This window comes from Labrys methylaminiphilus subsp. lupini (genome assembly GCF_051161885.1).
Classification (GTDB): domain Bacteria; phylum Pseudomonadota; class Alphaproteobacteria; order Rhizobiales; family Labraceae; genus Labrys.
Genome location: NZ_JBMDIH010000002.1, coordinates 388,494 through 407,500, shown reverse-complemented (window position 1 = coordinate 407,500; position 19,007 = coordinate 388,494). Strand labels below are relative to the sequence as shown.

Below are 19,007 nucleotides of genomic sequence, written 5' to 3'. Positions count from 1 at the left end.
TAGGTCGCCCAGGCGATCGGGCCCGGCGCCTGGGCATCGCCGATCACCTTGATGCTGCGGATGCCGCTATCGGCCCATTCGCCCTGCCGCGCCGTGAGAGCCTGCCACAGCCCGTCCTCCTGCTGGCGAGCGGTGACGAGCACGACCGCATCGGCCGCCAGCTCGGCTTCGGCCCCGGTATAGCTGCAGGCCGTGACCACGCCGCCGGCGCCGATGCGCGCCACCGTCCGGTTGAGCACGATCTCGACCCCGTGCTCAGCAAGCCTGCGATGAATGGCGCCCTGCTCCAGCGTATTGCGGGTCCAATCGGAGACATAGGCGGAAGGGGTCACCAGCGTCACCCGCGCGCCCTGGCGCGACAAGAGTTCGGCGAGCACACCGCCCATGTAATAGTGATCGTCGTCGAACAGCACGATCCTGCCGGCAGGCAGCCTGCCCTCCATCACATCATCGGGCGTGAAAACCGGCATCGCGACATCGATCGCCATCGGCACGACATGGGCACGCGCCACGCCGTCCCGGCGCCAGGTCGAGCCGGTGGCGAGCGCGACATGTTCGAAACCGAATCCGAGAATGTCGTCGACCGACAGAAGACTGTCGAAATAGATATCGACATTCGGCATCTGGCTGAGCTGGTACTGGCGATAATCGCGCACGCGACCCCAGGCCGACAGGCCCGGCAATCTGCATTCCCGCGCCACGCGGCCGCCGAGTTCAGTGCCGGCCTCTGCAAGCACGACCTTGTAACCCCGCATCCCCAAGGCGCGCGCCGCCTCCAGCCCGGCCGGGCCCGCGCCGACGATCAGCACGCTCTCGCTGGCGCCCTTGGCCTGCATGCGCTCGGGATGCCAGCCCTTGCGCCATTCCTCCATGAAGGTGGGGTTCTGGGTGCAGCGCGAGATCGACATCGTCATGTCGCCGGTAACGCAGATGTTGCAGCCGATGCATTCGCGGATGTCCTCGATCCGGCCCTCCTCGATCTTCCTAGGCAGGAAGGGGTCGGCGATGGAAGGCCGGGCACAGCCGATGAAATCGAGCGTGCCGGACCTGATCATCCGCGCCATCACGTCCGGCGAAGTGAAGCGGCCGACACCGACGACGGGCTTGGAGGTCAGTTTCTTGATGCCGGCGACCAGGCTTTCCTGCGCCGCCTCCTCCTTGAAGCGCGAAGGGCCGGAGCAATCCTCCCAGGCGCCATGGGCGAGGTCCCACAGGTCGGGCAGGTCGGCATGCATCTCGATCATGTCGCGGACCCCGGCATTGCCGAAACCGAGCTCGCCGATCATCTCGTCGAGCGAAATGCGCAAGGTCAGACCGCAGCTGTCGCCGATGGCATCGCGTCCCTCCTCAATCAACTCGCGCATCAGCCGAGAGCGGTTTTCCAGCGAGCCGCCATATTCGTCCGTTCTGTGATTGGTGGCTGTCGACAGGAAATGCTGGATGATGCCTAAGCCATGTGCGCCATAGAGGCAGACCAGATCGAAGCCCGCCTGCTTGGCCCGCCTGAAGGCGTTGCGGTGCCAGCGCCTGAGATCGCGGATATCCTGCCGATCCATGGCGCGGGCCTGGACCGGATCATTGGTGAAGGTGCGAATCGGCAGGGCCGAGGGCCCGCGCGGGACTTCCTTGGTATAGAGATTGGGGCCATTGATACCGGAATAGGCGAGCTGGATGCCAGCGAGGGCGCCATGCTCATGCATGGCCTCGGCCATCCTGGCCAAGGCGGGGATATCGGCGTCGTCCCACAGACGCAATTCGATGAAAGGGGTGATCTCCGAGGTGTGATGCATCTCGGTCTGCTCGGTGAAGATGACGCCCCAGCCTCCTTCCGACTTGATCCGCCGCATTTCGGCGGCAGCGGACGGATCGCGATAGCCGCCGCCATTGCAATGGGGGACCTGGTAGAACCGATTCTTGGCCGTCACCGGGCCGATCTTCATCGGCTCGAACAGAATGTCGTAGCGTGGATCGCGCATGAAATTCCCCAAAAGCGTTTTGCGATTTGACGGAGGCGGCAAGAATCGCAAAGACGCGTCGAAACAGAGAGCTGAAGCAAACGAGCGTTCAGCCATGAACGCGCTTTGCTCCAGTTGGCCGCGATCACACCACCCGGCAGATGCGAGGGCCGCGATGCCTCCCAAGGCGCTTTGCCCTGGAACATCGTCGCTCAGTTTCGGGGAGCCCGCAGCGGCGGCAAATTAGAGTTTTCCGATGCAATGGATCAGCTGGGCCGAAGCAGGGCGCCGCGAGGCACCCGGCCCCGCCGTCACCGCGCGCGCTGCTGAAGCGCCTGGCGCAGCATCACCGCGGCGGCCCCGAGCGTCTCCACAGGATGGGCCTTGCAATATTCACCGATCCAGCGGCGGATCGAGGTGCCGTCCTCGTCGATCAGCCAATCCTCCGCCCGCTCGGCCAGATTCGCCCCGCTCAAGAAACCGGCAACCCAGGCCGCATAGGCTGTGCCTTGGGTCGAATTGGCGCTCGCCGTCCATCGGTCGCAGGTCACGTCCATATAGCCGACGGCCGAGCGTCTCACTTCCTGGGCCAGAGCCATGCCGGAATGCATCATGGCCGACAATGCGATCGCTCCAATGACACCTCGCATGCCGTCAGCCCGGAAGATTCGTGTTGGCGGACATGGCGTGATCCTTTTCCAGCCGGGCCTGGAGGAAGGCGGTCAAATGCTGGTGCCCGTCCGCCTGATTTGCCACCGCGAAACAAGACTTTCGCAAAACGGCAAGTTTCGCCCGCAGTTGTCGGCGAACAGCCCTCAAGCTGTCAACCATCCCGCGCGACCGCTCCCGTGCCTGATCTCGCCACAGCTCAAAAGCAATCTCATGCCGGCGCATCCGATCGAATGTCTGCCCATCAAAACAAGGCCACGCCCTGCCGGAAGAGCTTTCCCCATTTTCGGGGTTGCCATTCCCTTGTTCGCCTTGTGCACCGGGCACCCATCCATCCTTCATCCAGCACCATATCCGCTTTAATTCACGAAGCGGTCCCTGTTCCTTCTGCAATTGATGCGAAGGCCCCTCGATCATGATCGGGCCAACGCAGATCGACGACCGGGTCTATGCGCTAAAGGGCCTTTTCGGCTTTCCGATGACCAAGCAAGTCTCGACCCTGTACTGACTTATGCCGTCGATCACCGGAAAGTGTTCCACGGGGGCCCACCGCCCTGTCGCCAATGATGTGAAACCGGATATGGGCGAAAACAAGGATCGGCAGGCAGACAGGCCGGCCCAGGCCCTGGTTTCGGGCCCTTTCGGGACATGCCGGGAAGACGAAATGAAGCTGACAGGGCATCGTTTGTGACGCCGAAGCCCTGGCCCGCGCGGCAGATCTCATCGCGGGTAGCAGATCCCGGAGCCAAATCAGAGGGCGAGCCGGCCAAAAGGGCCGGCCACTATTTTGCGGATGGGACATCCCCATCCCCCTCATGGGCTTTCTCAGTAATAGGCCGTGCAAACCCGGTTGCCGTAGGAATCATAGCCGACCTGGGCGCATTGGCGCTGACCGCCGCCATAGCCGTCATAACCCGGCTCGGGCTCACGGCTCGGGGTGGTGGCCGCGCCGACAGCAGCGCCACCCGCCGCGCCGATGGCGCCGCCGATGAGGGCACCGCGCCCCTTGTTCTTCGAGACACCGGCGCCAATGGCCGCACCGGCCACGCCGCCCAGCACGCCGCCACCAACCGCCCGGTCGCCGGGATTGTCCGACGCACATCCAGCCACCGACATAGCGACGGCGCCCGCCAAAACTGTGATCAGAATTTTGTTCATAGATCGGTCTCCGTTTGCCAGATTACCGCTAAGTAATGATTCGGTCGCAATCATGGCGAGCGTATTGCGTAGGTCTATTTTAACCCTGATCGGCGCTTGTCGATGGCTCCCGTCAATCTGATTTCTGACATTTCAATCGCCGCAAAATCGATCAACTTTCCCCGCGGCGCGATCGACTATCGGTGTCGTTACTCATTTGATGGAAAAACGTTATCTGAGCTCTTATCCCGCCTCGGAGGATCCCAAGGTCGCCGCAAGATCGCGCGTGAACTGACGTGCCACTTCGGTCGGTTCGGGCTGCACGCGCAAGGCGATATAAAATTGCGATCGCCAGACCAGGCCGGGCCCGTCGAGAGCCCGCATCTCGTCCCGTTCGACCCATTTGCGGGCGAAATGAACCGGCAGGAAACCGAGGAAGCAGCCGCTGCGGATCAGCACGGCCTGCGCCTCCATGTTCGAGACCGAAGCCGTGATCAGGGGATCCTGCAGGGCGGCGAGCTCGGCACGATGCAGATAGGGGCGCACGGTCATCGGGTGGCGGGCGATAACGGCGGGCGTGATTTCGGCCGCATCGCCGGCAAAGAGCGGATGGGTGTGTCCGCAATAGAGGGCGTGTTCCTCCACATAGACGGGCGCGTAATCGATATTGGCCTGGCGGTTTGGAAAGGGGCCGATGGCGACATGGATGTCCCCGTTCTGCAGCCCCTTGCTCAGCGCCTCGGGCGTGCCAACCTCCAGGCTCAGCCGAACCTGCTGCTCGCGCTCGAAAAAACGCTGCACCGCCCGATGCACCGGCAGATCGGGATTATCGGCCTCGCTGTCGACGATACCCACTCTCAAATGACCGGTGAGGATCTTGCGCAATACGCCAAGATTGGCTTCGCAGATTTCGAGCGATCCCAGCATGCGCTTGGCTTCATGATAGACCGCCTCACCCTTCGGAGTCAGCGAGAAGCCGCCGCGTCCGCGCTGGCACAGCGTAAAGCCTAGAGCGAGTTCGAGATCCTTGAGATGGGTGGAGATCACCGACTGGCCCGCGCCTAGAACGGCCTGGGCCCCGCCAAAGCCGCCATGCTCCACCACCGCGCAAAAGGTGCGCAGGTTCCGCACCATGTAATCGCTGATCCGCATCGTCCTCGCACGCCGGCCAATGTTCGACAGGGGTAAATTACATCAAATTTTCCGATGTAAGAATTGGAAAGTTTCGAAATACGAATGCTTCCGGTTGCGGCATGGTCCCGGGCCAATCGTTCGGCCGCCATCACGCCCGCAGAAGGCAGCAACACTGACGCCGGCCAGGACGACAGCTTGATGACCGAGATTCATCCAAGAGGGGAAACGTCCGCATGAGCAATCCGCACCCGGCCGCCGCGCCATCGGCCATATTGGAGGCCGGCCAGCAGCCGGCCGCATCGAACACGATCCTGCGCCGCGCCGCCTTTGCCAGCTTCATCGGCACTTTCGTCGAATGGTTCGACTACGCGGTCTACGGCTTCCTGGCGACGGTGATCGCCGTGGTGTTCTTCCCGGCGACCGACACGCGCAGCGCCCTGATGGCCACCTATGGCGTCTTCGCCCTGTCCTTCATCGTCCGCCCGATCGGCGGTGTGATCTGGGGCCATTTCGGCGACAAGTTCGGCCGTAAATCGACCCTGACGCTGTCGATCTTCATCATGTCGTCAGCCACCTTCGTCATCGCCTTTCTGCCGTCCTACCAGACGGCCGGCCTGGCCGCACCGGTGCTGCTCCTGCTCACCCGCCTCGTGCAGGGCTTTGCTGCCTCGGGCGAATATGCCGGAGCCGCCTCGTTCCTCGCCGAGCACGCGCCGGACCGCAAGCGCGGCATCTATACCTGCCTGGTGCCGGCCGGCGAGGCGGCGGGCCTGCTTGCCGCCTCCCTCTTCGTCGCCCTGCTCCACGCGCTGCTGACCACCGAGCAATTGCAGGAATGGGGCTGGCGCCTGCCCTTCCTCTTGGCCCTGCCCTTCGGCTATGTCGGCGTCTTCATCCGCCGCCGGCTCGAGGAGACGCGACACTTCAAGTCCCTGGAGGCCGCCCATCACGTGCCGCCGGCACCGGTGCTCGAGCTCCTCGGCAAGCACCGCCGCCAGGTGCTGATCGCCTTCGGCGGCACACTACTCAACGCCGTCGGCTTCTATCTCGTGCTCAGCTACATGCCGACCTATCTGGCGACCGAGCTCGGCATCAGCGAAACCGCCGCCTTTCTCGGCTCGACCATCGCGCTGACGGTCTATCTCGCCTCGATCTTCGTGATGGGCGCCCTGTCGGACCGCCTCGGCCGCAAGGCGGTCCTGATCGCCTGCTCGCTGCTCTTCGCCGTCCTCACCGTGCCGCTGTTCATGGTGCTGTCATCCGTCGCCTTCACCGGCCTTGGCAGCGGCGGCTTCCTGGCCATTCTGGGCATCTGGTCCCTGTTCGGCGCGCTGCTCGCCATGAATGGCGGCACGCTGCCGACCCTGTTGTGCGAATTGTTCCCCACACGCGTGCGCTATTCGGGCTTCGCCCTCAGCTTCAACGCGGCGAACGCCCTGTTCGGCGGCACCGCTCCCCTGATCGCCACCTGGCTGATCGGGGCGAGCGGCAGCAAGCTCGCGCCGGCCTGGTTCCTGGTGGCCGCCGCCTTGGTGACCCTCGCCGCCATCGCCATGACGACGGCCGGCCGCGCCGGCTCCACCCTCGACGACGATTAGAGGCAGCGCGGCGCAGCCCATCCCATCACCTGAACACTGCAAGGATCGATAATGAGCGAACACTCCTACGAAGCCGGGCGGCTGAACCTGCCCTTCGTCGGCATCTCCACCTTCGCAAAGCGCCCCTATATCGCCGATTGGCGCCACATCGACGCCGACGTCGCCATTCTCGGCGCCCCCTTCGACTTCGGCACCCAGTTCCGTGCCGGTGCGCGCTTCGGGCCCCGATCGGTGCGCGAAGCCTCCACCCTATTCAGCTTCGGCCATGCCGGTGCCTATGACCACGAGGACGACCGCATTTATCTGCCCGCCTCGGTGAGGATGGTCGATATCGGCGATGCCGATATCGTTCACACCGACACGCAAAGGAGCCATGCCAACATCAAGGCTGGCGTCGGCGCCATCCTCGATGCGGGGGCACTTCCGGTGGTGATCGGCGGCGACCACTCCGTCAACATTCCCTGCATCGACGCCTTCGCGGGTCGCGGCGACATCCACATTCTCCAGATCGACGCCCATCTCGACTTCGTCGACGAGCGCCACGGCGTGCGCTACGGCCATGGCAATCCCATGCGTCGTGCCGCCGAGAAGGCCTATGTCAGCGGCCTCACCCAGGTCGGCATCCGCAACGTCTCTTCCACCGCCAAGGAGGGCTATGACGACGCCCGCCGCATGGGCTCGGACATCTTGTCGGTGCGCCAGATGCGTGCGCTCGGCGCCAAGGGCGTGATCGATCGGATCCCGGCCGGCGCGCGCGTTTACGTCACCCTCGACATTGACGGCTTCTGCCCCTCCATCGCCCCGGGAACCGGCACGCCTTCGCATGGCGGCTTCCTCTATTACGAGGTGCTGGAAATGCTGCAGGCGCTGGCGCGCCGCAACGAGGTGGTGGGGATGGATCTGGTCGAAGTCGCACCCGATTACGACCATACCGGGGGCACCGCGATCCTGGCGGCACAGATCCTGCTGAATTTCCTCGGCTTCGTGTTCGAGGCTCGCATGGCCAAGGCCGCAGCCTGACGTCCGCCGCCATCGGCCGTTACAGCACGAAGCTCACCGGCCCCCCGCTCTCGGGATGGGGTATCACGCCCATCTCGATGCCATAGATGGACTTGAGGCAGGCGGGCGTCATGATCTCGGCAGGCGTGCCGCGGGCGATCAGGCGGCCGCCATGCAGCGCGACCAGCTCGTCGCAATAGCGCGCGGCCATGTTGACGTCGTGCAGCACCACGATGACGCCGATGCCACGCTCCCGCGACAGGCGCTGGACCAGGGCCAGCACATCGACCTGATGGGCGATGTCCAGCGCCGAGATCGGCTCGTCGAGCAGGAGGCAGCGCGTATCCTGCGCCATCAGCATGGACAGCCAGACGCGCTGGCGCTCACCCCCCGACAGGGTATCGACGAGGCGGTCGGCGAAGGGGCCGACATCGGCCAGCTTCATGGCCTCGGCGACCTTCTCGGAGTCGGTCTTGCCGAAGCGCCCGAACGGTCCGTGCCAGGGATAGCGCCCGAGGGCGACGAGTTCCTTGGACAGCAGGCTGGTCGCCGGCGGAATATGCTGCGGCAGATAGGCGACCTGGCGCGCAAAGGCCCGCTCGCCCCAGTCGGAGAGCGGTGTCCCGCCAAACCGCACGGAACCCGAGGTCGGCGCCTGCTGGCGCGCCAGAATCTTGACCAAAGTCGACTTGCCCGAGCCGTTATGGCCGACCAGCCCGATCACCCGGCCCGGTGCCAGCGACAGGGTCAGGGGCTGCAGCAGGACGCGTCCAGGGATGGCGAAGCTGACTTCTTCGAGCGCGAACAGCGGCACATCCGCAAGAGCCGGCGCTGGAACGGGCGCATTTTCGTGGGAAGCGGTCATATGCATCGGCATTATCACTTGAAGATGATGGGCACTGTAATGGCTTTTGCGCCGCCCGGTGGTGGTGGCAGTGAGCCAAGGCGACGGGCGGCATTGATGCCGCTGGCATCAAGACTTGGGTTGCCACTCGAACCGACGAGACGGGGAGATGAGACCTGTCCACTTGCGCTAACAGAAAAGGCCACGCGGACCGTGCCCTTCCCGCTCACCGACATCGAACTGGCTGCTCGCTGAACCCGAGTACCCACGGCGCGCCTCCAGGCGGCGAGCTCGTCGCCCATTGCCGAACCCTGTTGGCGCGGGGCCGTAGCCTGAACCGCCTGCTGACGCGGCGCGACGACGGCAGGCCTGGGCTGCACGACCGGACGCTGCCGTTCCGGCTCCTTGCGGGGCGCGGGCTTCTTCTCTTTCTTCGGCTTGGGCTGTGGCTTGGGCGCGGCCGGCAAGATCACCTCCGCCTTGTCCTTCGATGGCAGATCGGGCACCACCTCCGGTACAGGCTCCGGCGGCGTGATGGGTTCGATCGGTTCCGGGGGCGTTGGCTCGGGCTCGGGAGGGGCCTGCTCCGGCACTTGCTGAGGTTCCACCGGCGTGGGCTCGACCTGCTGCGTTTGAGGCTGCGCCGGCTCAGGTTCGACCGGCTGGACCGTCTCCGTCTGCGTCTCCTGCGTTGGCTCGGGCTGGGCCTCGGCCAATGTCTCCTGGGGTGGCGCTTCAGGCAGGGTGGTGGGCGGGGCCAGATCGAACTCGATGGCCGGCTCGGGATTGCCGACGGGAGGCGGCCCGATCGGGTGCCAGTCGCGGGCCACCCAGATGCCAGCGCCATGCACGAGCAGCATCACGGCCGCCGCTGCCGTCCACAAGGCGACGTTGGGCAGGGACAAGGCCTTGCTGGCCAACCTGGTGAAACGCGCCTGCTCGTTCATTGCGGGGGCACGGCGACCGTATTCGTGGCCTGGCCGGTATCTTCGAGACCGACCAGGGCGATCTTGAGATAGCCGGCATTGCGCAGGAGATTCATCACACTCATGATGTCACGATAGGCGACACCCCCGTCGGCGCGCAGGAAGACACGCTGCTCGCGGTCCGCCCCTGTGAGCTGGTCGATGGCGGGCTGAATCTGCTCGCGTGGCACACTGTTTTCACCGAGTGCCAGGCTCAGATCCTTCTTCACGGTGAGGAAGACCGGCTTGTCCGGGCGCGGCTGCACCTTGGCGTTGGAGACGGGCAGGTCGACGGCGACATCGACGGTGGAGAGCGGCGCCGCCACCATGAAGATGATCAGCAGCACCAGGATGACGTCGATGAACGGCGTGACATTGATGTCGGAAACTTCCGACAGGTCGCCGTCTTGTGGATCCTTGAGGGAGACACCCATGCCGTCAGCCCGCCGTCTGCGTCCGCGCGGATGCCAGCGCTCGGACCGGGGCAGCATTGCCATCCCGCTCCAAACGCTCCAGATCGCGCGAGACATGCTGCAGCACCTCGCCCGAGGCGTCCGAAAGCAAGGCACGGTAGCCGGCAATGGCGCGGGCGAAGACGTTGTAGATGATCACGGCCGGAATGGCGGCGACAAGACCGATGGCGGTGGCGAGCAAGGCTTCGGCAATACCGGGGGCCACCACCGCCAGGTTGGTGGTGTGCGACTGCGAGATGCCGATGAAGGAGTTCATGATACCCCAGACCGTGCCGAACAGGCCCACGAACGGAGCTGTTGCGCCGATGGTGGCGAGCAGGCCGGTGCCGCGCGTCATCGAACGGCCGGCGCGCGCCTCGATGCGGGCGAGTGCGATCGCCAGGCGCTCCTTGATGCCCTCGGCCGGCAAATCGTCCGAGCGCAACAATTCGCGGTTGGCGGCCGTCACGAGGTCGGCGACAGCGCCCTTCCCGGACTGGCGGGCGCCGATGGACTGGGACGCGGCCTCCAGGCTCTCGGCGGTTTCGAGCAAACGTGCCGCCGCCTGCGCCCGGCGCTTGGCCGCGAGCAGCTCGATGCCCTTGGCCAGCCAGATCGTCCAGGTCACCAGCGAGGCGAAGGCAAGCCCGATCATCACGCCTTTCACCACGATATCGGCCTGCATGAACATGCCCCAGGGCGACAGGTCATGCGGCAGGATGCTGGCCGCGGCGGCGACTGGATCGCCGGCCGGCGGGGGCGCATCCTGGGCGAAGGCCCGAACCGGCGCTATCAGGGCAAGCAAAACCATGGCCATAAGCGGCCCGTTGCGGCGAAAATTTACCATGTGTAGCTGGCCTTCAGAGTTGCGACGCGGCCCGCGCCGTAGTTGCAGCTATAGATGCCGGAGCAGCCCGCGACGTAACGCTTGTCAAAGACGTTGTTCACATTCAGGGCAAAGTCCCATGCCTTGTATTTGTAGTGCATGCCGAGATCGACGAGGGTGACGGCCGGCACCTTGTAGAGGTTCTGGTTGTCGGCATAGGACGAGCCGATATAGCGAATGCCGCCCTGCAAGCCGAGATTCTGCAGCAGCCCCTCCTGGAAGGTGTAGTCGGCCCACAGCGAGGCAGTGGTTTCCGGCACCACGTTCGGCCGTTTTCCGACCACGGTTGCATCCGTGTCCTTCTCGATGCGGATCTGCGAGGCGCTGAAAGCAGCCGTCATCTTGAGGGCATCGGTGACATTGGCCTGCACCTCGACTTCGACGCCGCGCGAGCGCACCTCGCCGAGCTGGTTGCTGAAGAAGGGGTGGGCCGTATCCGGCGTCACCACATTCTGCTTGGTGAGGTCGTAATAAGCCGCGGTGATCAGGCCGTCGAAGAAGGTCGGTCGATATTTCACGCCGGCTTCATATTGGACGCCGGTCTCCGCCTTGAAGGGACTGCCCGCAAAATTCGATCCGATCACCGGGTTGAAGCCGCGGGCAACCGAGACATAGGGCGTGATGCCGTTGGCGAAGGCGTAGGAAAGGCCGGCGCGGCCGCTGAAGGCACCCTCGACGCCATTGAAATTGGCGTTGCCGACCGAGGCGGTACTATCAGTCCAGACTCGGTCATAGCGCCCGTTCAGGGTCAGCAGCCAATTGTCGGCGAAACTGATCTGGTCCTGCAAATAGGCGCCAAGCTGATGCATGGTGTATTTCTGGCGCAGATAGGGCGTGACGACCCCGCCCTGCGGCGTGCCATAGACCGGATCGGTGGGACTGATGGGCGTGGCGTTGAACAATCCCTGCATCTGGTTGATGGCATAGTATTTGTAATCGAGGCCAAACAGCAGGTCATGCGCCAGCGGCCCGGTATCGAACCGGCCTTCGAGCTGATTGTCGGCCGAGAAGGTGTTGACCGTGGTGTGGTGCGCAAAGCCGGTGCGGTAAAGCTCATTGCCGGGGGTCAGCGGAAGCGGGTTTCCTCCGCCATAGTCGGCATCGGGATTGTAGTAGCCATAGGGGTAGGCATAGCGCTCGCGCGTATCGAGATAGGCGTAGCGCACGTTCTGGCTAAAGGTCCACGCATCGTTGAAATCGTGCTTGAACTCGTAACCGATCATCGCCTGCGAACGACGATACAGGTCGTCCGAGGGTTCGGCGGAATAGAAATCGCGAGGGATGCGCCCGAAGCGCGTCGGCTTCACCGTGCCGTAATAGGGCAGGAAGCCGCCCGTATGGTCGAGATCCATATTGGTGTAGTTGGCCAGCAGTGTGAGGCTGGTCGCATCATTGGGCTTGTAGGTCAGGGCCGGGGCGATGAAGCCCTGGAATCCCTTGGCCTTGTCGGTTTCATAACGCCCGCCCGCGATCCGGCCCGTCAGGCGATAGGTCCACACGCCGGCCTCGTCGATCTTGCCGCCGAAATCGAAGCCCGTGCTGGCCTGGCCCCAGCTGTTGATGCCCGCCTCGATCCGGTGCAGCGGCCCATCGGTCGGCCGCTTGGAGACAAGGTTGAGAATACCGCCGAGATTGCCCCCGCCATAGAGCGTCGAGGAAGGGCCACGCAGCACTTCCACACGCTCCAGAGCGTAGGGGTCGACATAAAAACTGCCAAAGGCATATTGGTAGAGCGGTAGGCCGTCGAGGAAGATGCCGGTCTGGCTGGCGTCGAAACCGCGGATGAACACCCAGTTGGTGCGGGGGTCGTAGCCATAGGGCGCGCCGGTCACGCCGGGGGTGTAGTAGAAGACCTCATCGAGCTTCTGGGGCTGCCGGGCCTCCAGCTGGTCGCGGCCGATCACCGTCACCGATTGCGGAATCTTTTCGATCGGCGTGTCGGTCTTGGAGCCGGCCGTGGTCTTCTTCGCGACATAGCCCGTCACCGGCCCCGTGCCGGTTCCGCCGCTGACGACGACGGGATCGAGCGCGATCGTTCCACCATTGCTCCCCACCTGTGCCCACGCGGCCGTCGCCGCGGCCAGCATCAACAGGCCCGATGCCGTCCCCATGGACAGCCTGACGCAAACTCCAACCCGCCGGTTCATCACCTCTGCCATCCCATGAAAAATAATATCGCGCGGCGTCAACCGCCCGCAACGCCATTGCGCAGACGTTTAGACCAACGGACTTTGCCATGTAAACAAACTTATAATAGCATTACTCAGATATATATTCATTTATACTTGTTATTGACTGCACAAATTATAAAAATTCTAAACTGCACGGGCAATGGAATGTTCTTTGTTGCAATAGATATACTTCAGGTGCCATAAGCCACCGCGATCAAAATTGAGTTCCTTTCATTGCGATGGACGCTCTCGTCCGATCACAGTTCGCCAATACATCAGTTCCTTCTGCGCGCGGAGGCGCCGTGAAATCGCTTGCCGCCTTTCAGCGGACGGCCCGGCGCCTCGGTGTCGTCATCCTCACAAGCCTGGTGTTCGCCGGGGGAGTTGCACGGGCCCAATCTGCCTCATGCCCCGAGCGCCTCGTGGTCCTGGACTGGACGGCGACAGCCATGGTGAGGTCATTGGGCATCAATCCCATCGGCGTGGGCGATGCCGATCTCTATCGCATCTGGGTGGGTGAACCGGCTCTGCCGCGGGGAACGCCGGATGTCGGCCTTCGCGATACACCCAGCCTGGAGACCATCGCAGCCCTCAAGCCGGACCTCATCATCGTCAGCCCGCTCGGCGCTGCCGCGCGCCCCTCGCTGCAACGCATCGCACCGACCCGGGAGGTGGCCGTCTACTCCGGAACGGGCGATCCCCTTCGCCATGCCGAAGCCGAGCTCGAAGCGCTGGCCAAGATAGTGGGGCGGGAGGCACAGGGGCGGGCTGTCATCACGCAGGCCGAAACCGAGTTTGCGAGCCTGCGCCAACGTCTCACGGGTACGGCCATGCCCCGCCTGCTCGTCATCCAGTTTCTCGACAAGCGCTTCGTGCGCGTCTACGGCCCCGCCAGCCTGTTCGGTGGTGCGCTGCAACGGCTCGGCCTCACCAATGCCTGGAGCGCGCCGACCAATGGCTGGGGCTTTGCCCTGGTGGGCGTTGAGAGGCTCGCCGCCTTTGCCGATGCCGAGATCGTGGTGGTCGATCCATTGCCCTCCGAAGCAAGCCTCGCGCCCAATACGGACAGCCTGTGGGGCAATCTGCCTGCGGTAAGGCAGGGCCGCGTAAAGCGTCTCGCCGCGACCTGGCCCTTCGGCGATCTCACGGCAGCGCAGCGCTTTGCCCATCTTCTGGTCGATGCCTTCAGCAAAAACAGCGCGGCGGATGGCGGCAATGCCCGGTTCTGACGCGCGCCGCCCCCTGTTTGCCTACGCGGTCCTGGGCCTGCTGGCCGTCATGCTGACCGCCTGGTGCTGGACGACGCAATTGCCGGCCCTGCAATGGTGGGGCGCCGCGCTCCATCCCCGGCTCGACGATCCGCAGCAGCTCGTCTTTCATTTCTCCGCCCTGCCCCGCGCACTCACCGCGCTGCTGGCCGGTGCGGGGCTGGGCCTGGCCGGCCTCCTGCTGCAACAGACCCTGCGCAATCCGCTGGCCTCGCCCACTACGCTGGGCCTGGAAGCCGGTTCGCAGCTCGCCTTGACCGTCGTCCTCGTCGCGGCCCCCGGCCTGCTCGTGCTCGGACGCCCGACGATCGCCCTGGCCGGCACGCTGCTGGCCCTGGGCTTCGTGATGGTTTGTGCGGCGCGTAACCACTTCTCGTCCGTCGCCCTGGTGCTGGCCGGCCTGGTGGCGGGCTTGTTCTGCGGTGCCCTCACCATCGCGTTGCGCCTTCTCAACCAGGAATATGTCGCCATCCTCTTCCTGTGGGGCGGCGGCTCGCTGGCGCAGCAGGACTGGATGGCGCCGGCGGCGCTCGCGCCCGCCATCGGCCTGCTCTATCTCCTGGCCGCTCTGTTGGGCCGCCCCTTCGAACTGCTCGCCCTGGATGAGGAAAATGCCCGTGCCCTGGGCGTACCGCTCAGCCTGGTGCGCGGCGCCGGCCTCCTCATCGCCGCCCTACTCACGGCCGTGATCACGGCCCATGTCGGGGTGATCGGCTTCGTCGGACTGGCGGCACCGCAGATCGCACGCCTGTCGGGGGCCCGCCGTTTTACCGCCCGGCTGATCCTGGCGCCGTTGACCGGTGCCCTGCTTGTGCTGGCTGTCGACGCCATCGTCGGACTGCTGGAAGCCGCAGGTATCATCGACCTGCCAACGGGCGCGGCAACGGCCCTGCTGGGGGCACCGCTCCTGCTCTGGCTTCTGCCGCGGCTGCGCCGCACCGAGCCGCCCTCCACGCAACGTTCCCTGGCTACGGGCACACACGATCGGACCCGGCTCCTGCCCTTGCTTGCTGTCCTGCTCGTCCTTGCCGCGATCGGCGCCCTGCTGATCGGCCATGGCAGCGCCGGTTGGCAGCTGATCTCGCCCGCCGATTTCGCCCTGGTCGAGCCCTGGCGGGCGCCGCGCGCCGCGATCGCCGCACTGGCCGGCGCCATGCTCGCCACCGCGGGCCTGCTGCTGCAGCGGATATCGGGCAATCCGCTGGCCGCGCCCGAGGTTCTCGGAATCGGTACCGGCGTTGCCTTCGGCATGGCCCTTGCGATGATGCTCGGCCAGACGACCGGCTTGGCGGCTCATACGGCTGCCGGTGCAGCCGGCGGCTTCCTCGCGCTCTTCCTGGTGCTGATGGTCGGCCGGCGCAGCGGCTTTGCCCCCGACCAGGTCCTGCTCACCGGCCTCGCCCTCTCAGCGCTGCTCGACGTCATCATCGTCGCCTTTCTCGCTCTGGGCGATCCCCGTGCGCCGCAAGTCCTCGCCTGGATGGCCGGATCGACTTATTATGCCGATTGGCCCAAAGTGCTGACGACAGCGGCCTTTGCCGCTCTGCTGCTGCCGGCCGCCCTGGCGCTGACGCGATGGCTCGACATCGTGCCGATGGGCCCCGTCACGGCCAGGGCTCTCGGACTGCCGGTCCACACCAGCCGGCTGTCGATACTGGGCATGGCCGCGCTGCTGACTTCGGTCGCGGTCATGGCCACGGGTCCGCTCACCTTCGTCGGCCTGGCCGGGCCCCATATGGCGCGCCTGCTCGGCTTGCGCCGGGCCTGGTCGCAAATCCTCGGTTCAGTGCTGATCGGTGCGCTGGTCATGGTCGTCGCCGATGCCCTGGCGCGCACAGTGATCGCGCCCCGTGAATTGCCGACCGGCATCGTGGCGGCCCTGATCGGGCTGCCCTATCTGATCTGGCAGCTCGGGCGCAGGGCTCATTGAAGGGTTGAAGACGATGAACAGCCCAATGGTGGCGATGGCCCCTCCCTGGCACGAGGTGTATATGCTGCCAAAGCATTTTGCGATTTGACGGAACCACCTAGAATTGCAAAGACGCTCGGGCCAATCCGTTGGATTGGCTTGGAAACAAAGAGCCGGAGCAAAGTACGTTCAGCTAGGAATGCACTTTGCTCTGGCTGCTTGATCTGTTCTTGCCTTGCGAGGAGAGCCCCGGCGGCCTTCTCGACGTCCATTCATTCGTTGTTGCTTGATCACCATGGCCTTACTGAAACGCTTTGCCGCCTATTATTTGCCCCATCGCGGCCTGTTCCTGCTGGACTTTTCCTGCGCGATCGCTTCCGGCTTGTTCGAACTCGGCTTTCCCGTCGCGATCAAGATCTTCATCGATACGCTGCTGCCATCCGGCCAGTGGCATCTGATCACCCTGGCCTGTGTCGGCCTTCTGGCCGTCTACATCGTCAATACCGGCCTGATGGCAATCGTGACCTATTGGGGCCACATGCTCGGCATCAACATCGAGACCGAGCTGCGACGCAAGGCGTTCGACCATCTGCAGAAACTGTCCTTCGGGTTCTTCGACAACAACAAGACCGGCCATCTCGTCGCGCGGCTCACCAAGGATCTCGAGGAGATTGGCGAGATCGCCCATCACGGGCCGGAGGATCTGTTCATCGCGGTGATGACGCTGGCCGGCGCTTTCCTCCTGATGTTCTCTCTGCATGTCGAGCTCACCCTCATCACGGCCATGGTCGTGCCCGTGACGGCCTGGGTGACACTGCGCTACGGCGGCCGCATGACCAAGAACTGGGGTGCTCTCTACGACAGCGTGGGCAGCTTCAACACCCGCATCGAAGAAAATGTCGGCGGCATCCGGGTGGTGCAGGCTTTCGCCAATGAGGACCACGAGCGGGCCCTGTTCTCGCGCGACAATCACGATTATCGCCGCACCAAGCTGCAGGCCTATTGGCTGATGGCCGCCTCCAACTCGCTGAGCTATCTGAGCATGCGGCTCACCCAGCTCGCCGTGATGATCGCCGGCAGCTATTTCGTGCTGACCGGCCAGCTCAGCCATGGCGGCTTCGTCGGCTTCCTCCTGATGATCGGCGTGTTCTTCCGTCCCATTGAGAAGATCAATGCGGTGATCGAGACCTATCCCAAGGGCATTGCCGGCTTCCGCCGCTATCTCGACTTTCTCGACACCCGGCCTGATATCACCGATCGCCCCGATGCCCGGCCGGCCCCGATGCTCACCGGCGCCATCCGTTACGAAAAGGTCGGCTTCGGCTACACACCCGACCGGCAGATCCTCTCCCATCTCGATTTGTCGATCGCGGCCGGCGAGACGGTGGCCTTCGTCGGGCCGTCGGGCGCCGGCAAGACCACGATCTGCTCGCTCCTGCCCCGCTTCTACGATGTCACCCAGGGCGCCATCACCATCGACGGCATCGACATCCGCGACCTGACGCTACGCTCCCTGCGCAGCCAGATCGGCATCGTGCAGCAGGACGTCTTCCTGTTCGGGGGCACCATCCGCGAGAACATTGCCTATGGCCGCCTTGAAGCGGGTGAGGACGAGATCCTCGAGGCAGCCCGCCGCGCCCGCCTCGACGGCGTGATCGCCGCGCTGCCCAAGGGCCTCGACACCCTCATCGGCGAACGCGGCGTCAAACTGTCGGGTGGCCAGAAGCAGCGCCTCGCCATTGCCCGCATGTTCCTGAAGAACCCGCCGATCCTCATCCTCGACGAGGCGACCTCGGCGCTCGATACCGAAACGGAGCTCGCCATCCAGCAGGCTCTCGCCGAGCTTTCGAAGGGGCGCACGACCCTGGTGATCGCGCATCGCCTGGCGACGATCAAGAATGCCGATCGCATCCTCGTCGTGGACGGCGGGGGCATCGTCGAACAGGGACGCCATAGCGATCTGCTGGACAAGTCCGGAATCTATGGGCGGCTGCACCGGGCGCAATTTGCCTGAAGCAGCCTTTGCGTCCTTGCGATTTGCCGCAATCGACGGAAATCGCAAGGACGCGCCAGAACGGCGAACCAAAGCAAACAAGCGTTTCCGTCTAAATGCGTGTTTCTGCAGGCCGACATGGCCGAGTACCAGCGGGATGAGCGCCCGCCATCGTGCTCGCACCAGAAAACAGTGTAAAATTACTATATTTTTCGATATTTTCTTAATAAATACTAATTCTTATCTTTATATCATTCTAACAATTTGTACAAATTAGAATAGATATAAATCATTTTCATTGAGTAGCGCTGCTTTTCTGGATAATGCTTGGCCACTTGCCCGGTCATTGCCGCCTGCCCACAGAATTCGCCCCATGAACAGCCGCAGCCACGACATCGAAACTCTTTATGCCACGGAGCGGTCTCGCCTGGAGCGGACGCTCCGGCGCAAAGTCAGGAGCCGGGATGCGGCGCTCGATCTCATCCAGGACATGTTCCTGCGGATCTGGGAGCGCACCAGCGACACGACCGGCAACGCTTCAGCCTTCCTGACCCGTTGCGCACGGAATGCGGCGATCGATCATTTGAGGTCGGAATCCAGGCGCGAGCGGCTGCAGGAAGACACGCTGTCGACCCAGTATGCGGCCTCCCCCGCAACGCCGTTCGAAATCCTGTCGGCCCGCCAGAACCTGCAATCCCTTCAGAATACGATCGCGGCGCTTCCTCGGCAGACACGGCACATTTTCCTGCTGAACCGTATTCACGGACATAGTTTCGTGGAGATCGCCACGACCCTGGGCATATCGGAGCGCACGGTGGCAAAGCACATGGCGCGAGCGCTCGCCGCATGCACCGCAACCGATGGCGCATCCGCGCAAGGAGCCTGAGGCCACCACCGCCTATCCCCCCAAAGACGCTCGTCCCCGGCGAACGTGCCGGCGGGCATCGTGTGGCAGGCACGCCCGGCGCAGTCGGGTTATAGTGCGCCGATTCTCTATCGCACGGTGCCATAGACGAAAAAGCGGTTT

The 19,007-nt window shown here is 64.1% G+C and carries 16 protein-coding genes (1 of these 16 only partly in view); 6 read left to right on the top strand and 10 right to left on the bottom strand.

Annotated elements, in window-relative coordinates:
• The 5 genes from ACN6KF_RS27550 to ACN6KF_RS27530 all read right to left on the bottom strand — a co-directional run.
• On the bottom strand, positions 1 to 1,976 hold the 5' portion of the coding sequence (locus tag ACN6KF_RS27550; protein ID WP_434960104.1) for an oxidoreductase. 94 nt of this gene lie to the left of the window's left edge; only the first 1,976 of its 2,070 coding nucleotides appear in the window; it begins with the start codon at positions 1,974 to 1,976; its stop codon lies beyond the left edge, outside the window.
• Positions 1,977 to 2,266: 290 nt separating this feature from the next.
• Positions 2,267 to 2,605 (bottom strand): HdeA/HdeB family chaperone, encoded by a 339-nt coding sequence (locus ACN6KF_RS27545; protein ID WP_434960103.1) that lies wholly within the window; start codon positions 2,603 to 2,605, stop codon positions 2,267 to 2,269.
• A 4-nt stretch (positions 2,606 to 2,609) separates the two neighbouring features.
• Positions 2,610 to 3,041 carry a hypothetical protein gene (locus ACN6KF_RS27540; RefSeq protein WP_434960102.1) on the bottom strand — a complete coding sequence of 144 codons (432 nt, stop codon included), beginning with the start codon at positions 3,039 to 3,041 and terminating at the stop codon, positions 2,610 to 2,612.
• Positions 3,042 to 3,449: 408 nt separating this feature from the next.
• Complete coding sequence (locus tag ACN6KF_RS27535) at positions 3,450 to 3,782, bottom strand: hypothetical protein (protein ID WP_434960101.1); 333 nt, start codon at positions 3,780 to 3,782, stop codon at positions 3,450 to 3,452.
• Between the two features lie 222 nt (positions 3,783 to 4,004).
• On the bottom strand, positions 4,005 to 4,913 hold the full coding sequence (locus ACN6KF_RS27530; RefSeq protein WP_434960100.1) for a LysR family transcriptional regulator: 909 nt from the start codon (positions 4,911 to 4,913) through the stop codon (positions 4,005 to 4,007).
• A gap of 215 nt (positions 4,914 to 5,128) precedes the next feature.
• On the opposite strand from ACN6KF_RS27530, the gene ACN6KF_RS27525 reads away from it, so the two are divergent.
• Positions 5,129 to 6,493: an MFS transporter gene (locus ACN6KF_RS27525; protein WP_434960099.1), complete on the top strand. Its 1,365-nt coding sequence runs from the start codon at positions 5,129 to 5,131 to the stop codon at positions 6,491 to 6,493.
• Between the two features lie 51 nt (positions 6,494 to 6,544).
• A complete protein-coding gene (gene speB / locus ACN6KF_RS27520) occupies positions 6,545 to 7,513 on the top strand; it encodes an agmatinase (protein ID WP_434960098.1) in 969 nt (322 codons plus the stop codon).
• Positions 7,514 to 7,532: 19 nt separating this feature from the next.
• Here the strand turns inward: speB and ACN6KF_RS27515 are convergent, their stop codons facing one another.
• The 5 genes from ACN6KF_RS27515 to ACN6KF_RS27495 are packed head-to-tail and all read right to left on the bottom strand — an operon-like array spanning position 7,533 to position 12,798.
• Complete coding sequence (locus tag ACN6KF_RS27515) at positions 7,533 to 8,357, bottom strand: ATP-binding cassette domain-containing protein (protein ID WP_434960097.1); 825 nt, start codon at positions 8,355 to 8,357, stop codon at positions 7,533 to 7,535.
• 14 nt (positions 8,358 to 8,371) lie between these two features.
• The gene (locus tag ACN6KF_RS27510; protein ID WP_434960096.1) at positions 8,372 to 9,283 is read right to left on the bottom strand and encodes an energy transducer TonB family protein; all 912 of its coding nucleotides are present in this window, start codon (positions 9,281 to 9,283) and stop codon (positions 8,372 to 8,374) included.
• The gene (gene exbD / locus ACN6KF_RS27505; protein ID WP_434960095.1) at positions 9,280 to 9,735 is read right to left on the bottom strand and encodes a TonB system transport protein ExbD; all 456 of its coding nucleotides are present in this window, start codon (positions 9,733 to 9,735) and stop codon (positions 9,280 to 9,282) included. The genes ACN6KF_RS27510 and exbD overlap by 4 nt, the downstream gene beginning before the upstream one ends.
• A gap of 4 nt (positions 9,736 to 9,739) precedes the next feature.
• Positions 9,740 to 10,600, bottom strand: coding sequence for a tonB-system energizer ExbB (gene exbB / locus ACN6KF_RS27500; protein ID WP_434960094.1), 861 nt, complete (start codon positions 10,598 to 10,600; stop codon positions 9,740 to 9,742).
• The gene (locus ACN6KF_RS27495) at positions 10,594 to 12,798 is read right to left on the bottom strand and encodes a TonB-dependent siderophore receptor (protein WP_434960093.1); all 2,205 of its coding nucleotides are present in this window, start codon (positions 12,796 to 12,798) and stop codon (positions 10,594 to 10,596) included. Before ACN6KF_RS27495 ends, exbB begins: the two co-directional genes overlap by 7 nt.
• A gap of 314 nt (positions 12,799 to 13,112) precedes the next feature.
• Between ACN6KF_RS27495 and ACN6KF_RS27490 the strand changes: the two genes are divergently transcribed.
• The 4 genes from ACN6KF_RS27490 to ACN6KF_RS27475 all read left to right on the top strand — a co-directional run bounded on the left by ACN6KF_RS27490 (position 13,113) and on the right by ACN6KF_RS27475 (position 18,866).
• Positions 13,113 to 14,039, top strand: a complete 927-nt coding sequence (locus tag ACN6KF_RS27490; protein ID WP_434960092.1) for an ABC transporter substrate-binding protein — start codon at positions 13,113 to 13,115, stop codon at positions 14,037 to 14,039.
• Entirely contained in the window at positions 14,026 to 16,008 is a 1,983-nt protein-coding gene (gene fhuB / locus ACN6KF_RS27485) for a Fe(3+)-hydroxamate ABC transporter permease FhuB (RefSeq protein WP_434960091.1), read from the top strand. The genes ACN6KF_RS27490 and fhuB overlap by 14 nt, the downstream gene beginning before the upstream one ends.
• A 274-nt stretch (positions 16,009 to 16,282) precedes the next feature.
• Positions 16,283 to 18,001: an ABC transporter ATP-binding protein gene (locus ACN6KF_RS27480; RefSeq protein WP_434960090.1), complete on the top strand. Its 1,719-nt coding sequence runs from the start codon at positions 16,283 to 16,285 to the stop codon at positions 17,999 to 18,001.
• Between the two features lie 352 nt (positions 18,002 to 18,353).
• Positions 18,354 to 18,866 carry an RNA polymerase sigma factor gene (locus tag ACN6KF_RS27475; protein ID WP_434960089.1) on the top strand — a complete coding sequence of 171 codons (513 nt, stop codon included), beginning with the start codon at positions 18,354 to 18,356 and terminating at the stop codon, positions 18,864 to 18,866.
• Positions 18,867 to 19,007 lie beyond the last annotated feature (141 nt).

Excerpts from the sequence above, each read along its gene's own strand:
- ACN6KF_RS27545 (WP_434960103.1), bottom strand. The coding sequence starts at position 2,605 with ATGCGAGGTGTCATTGGAGCGATCGCATTGTCGGCCATGATGCATTCC.
- ACN6KF_RS27540 (WP_434960102.1), bottom strand. The coding sequence starts at position 3,041 with ATGATCGAGGGGCCTTCGCATCAATTGCAGAAGGAACAGGGACCGCTT.
- ACN6KF_RS27535 (WP_434960101.1), bottom strand. The coding sequence starts at position 3,782 with ATGAACAAAATTCTGATCACAGTTTTGGCGGGCGCCGTCGCTATGTCG.
- ACN6KF_RS27530 (WP_434960100.1), bottom strand. The coding sequence starts at position 4,913 with ATGCGGATCAGCGATTACATGGTGCGGAACCTGCGCACCTTTTGCGCG.
- ACN6KF_RS27525 (WP_434960099.1), top strand. The coding sequence starts at position 5,129 with ATGAGCAATCCGCACCCGGCCGCCGCGCCATCGGCCATATTGGAGGCC.
- speB (WP_434960098.1), top strand. The coding sequence starts at position 6,545 with ATGAGCGAACACTCCTACGAAGCCGGGCGGCTGAACCTGCCCTTCGTC.
- ACN6KF_RS27515 (WP_434960097.1), bottom strand. The coding sequence starts at position 8,357 with ATGACCGCTTCCCACGAAAATGCGCCCGTTCCAGCGCCGGCTCTTGCG.
- ACN6KF_RS27510 (WP_434960096.1), bottom strand. The coding sequence starts at position 9,283 with ATGAACGAGCAGGCGCGTTTCACCAGGTTGGCCAGCAAGGCCTTGTCC.
- exbD (WP_434960095.1), bottom strand. The coding sequence starts at position 9,735 with ATGGGTGTCTCCCTCAAGGATCCACAAGACGGCGACCTGTCGGAAGTT.
- exbB (WP_434960094.1), bottom strand. The coding sequence starts at position 10,600 with ATGGTAAATTTTCGCCGCAACGGGCCGCTTATGGCCATGGTTTTGCTT.
- ACN6KF_RS27495 (WP_434960093.1), bottom strand. The coding sequence starts at position 12,798 with ATGGCAGAGGTGATGAACCGGCGGGTTGGAGTTTGCGTCAGGCTGTCC.
- fhuB (WP_434960091.1), top strand. The coding sequence starts at position 14,026 with ATGCCCGGTTCTGACGCGCGCCGCCCCCTGTTTGCCTACGCGGTCCTG.
- ACN6KF_RS27480 (WP_434960090.1), top strand. The coding sequence starts at position 16,283 with ATGGCCTTACTGAAACGCTTTGCCGCCTATTATTTGCCCCATCGCGGC.
- ACN6KF_RS27475 (WP_434960089.1), top strand. The coding sequence starts at position 18,354 with ATGAACAGCCGCAGCCACGACATCGAAACTCTTTATGCCACGGAGCGG.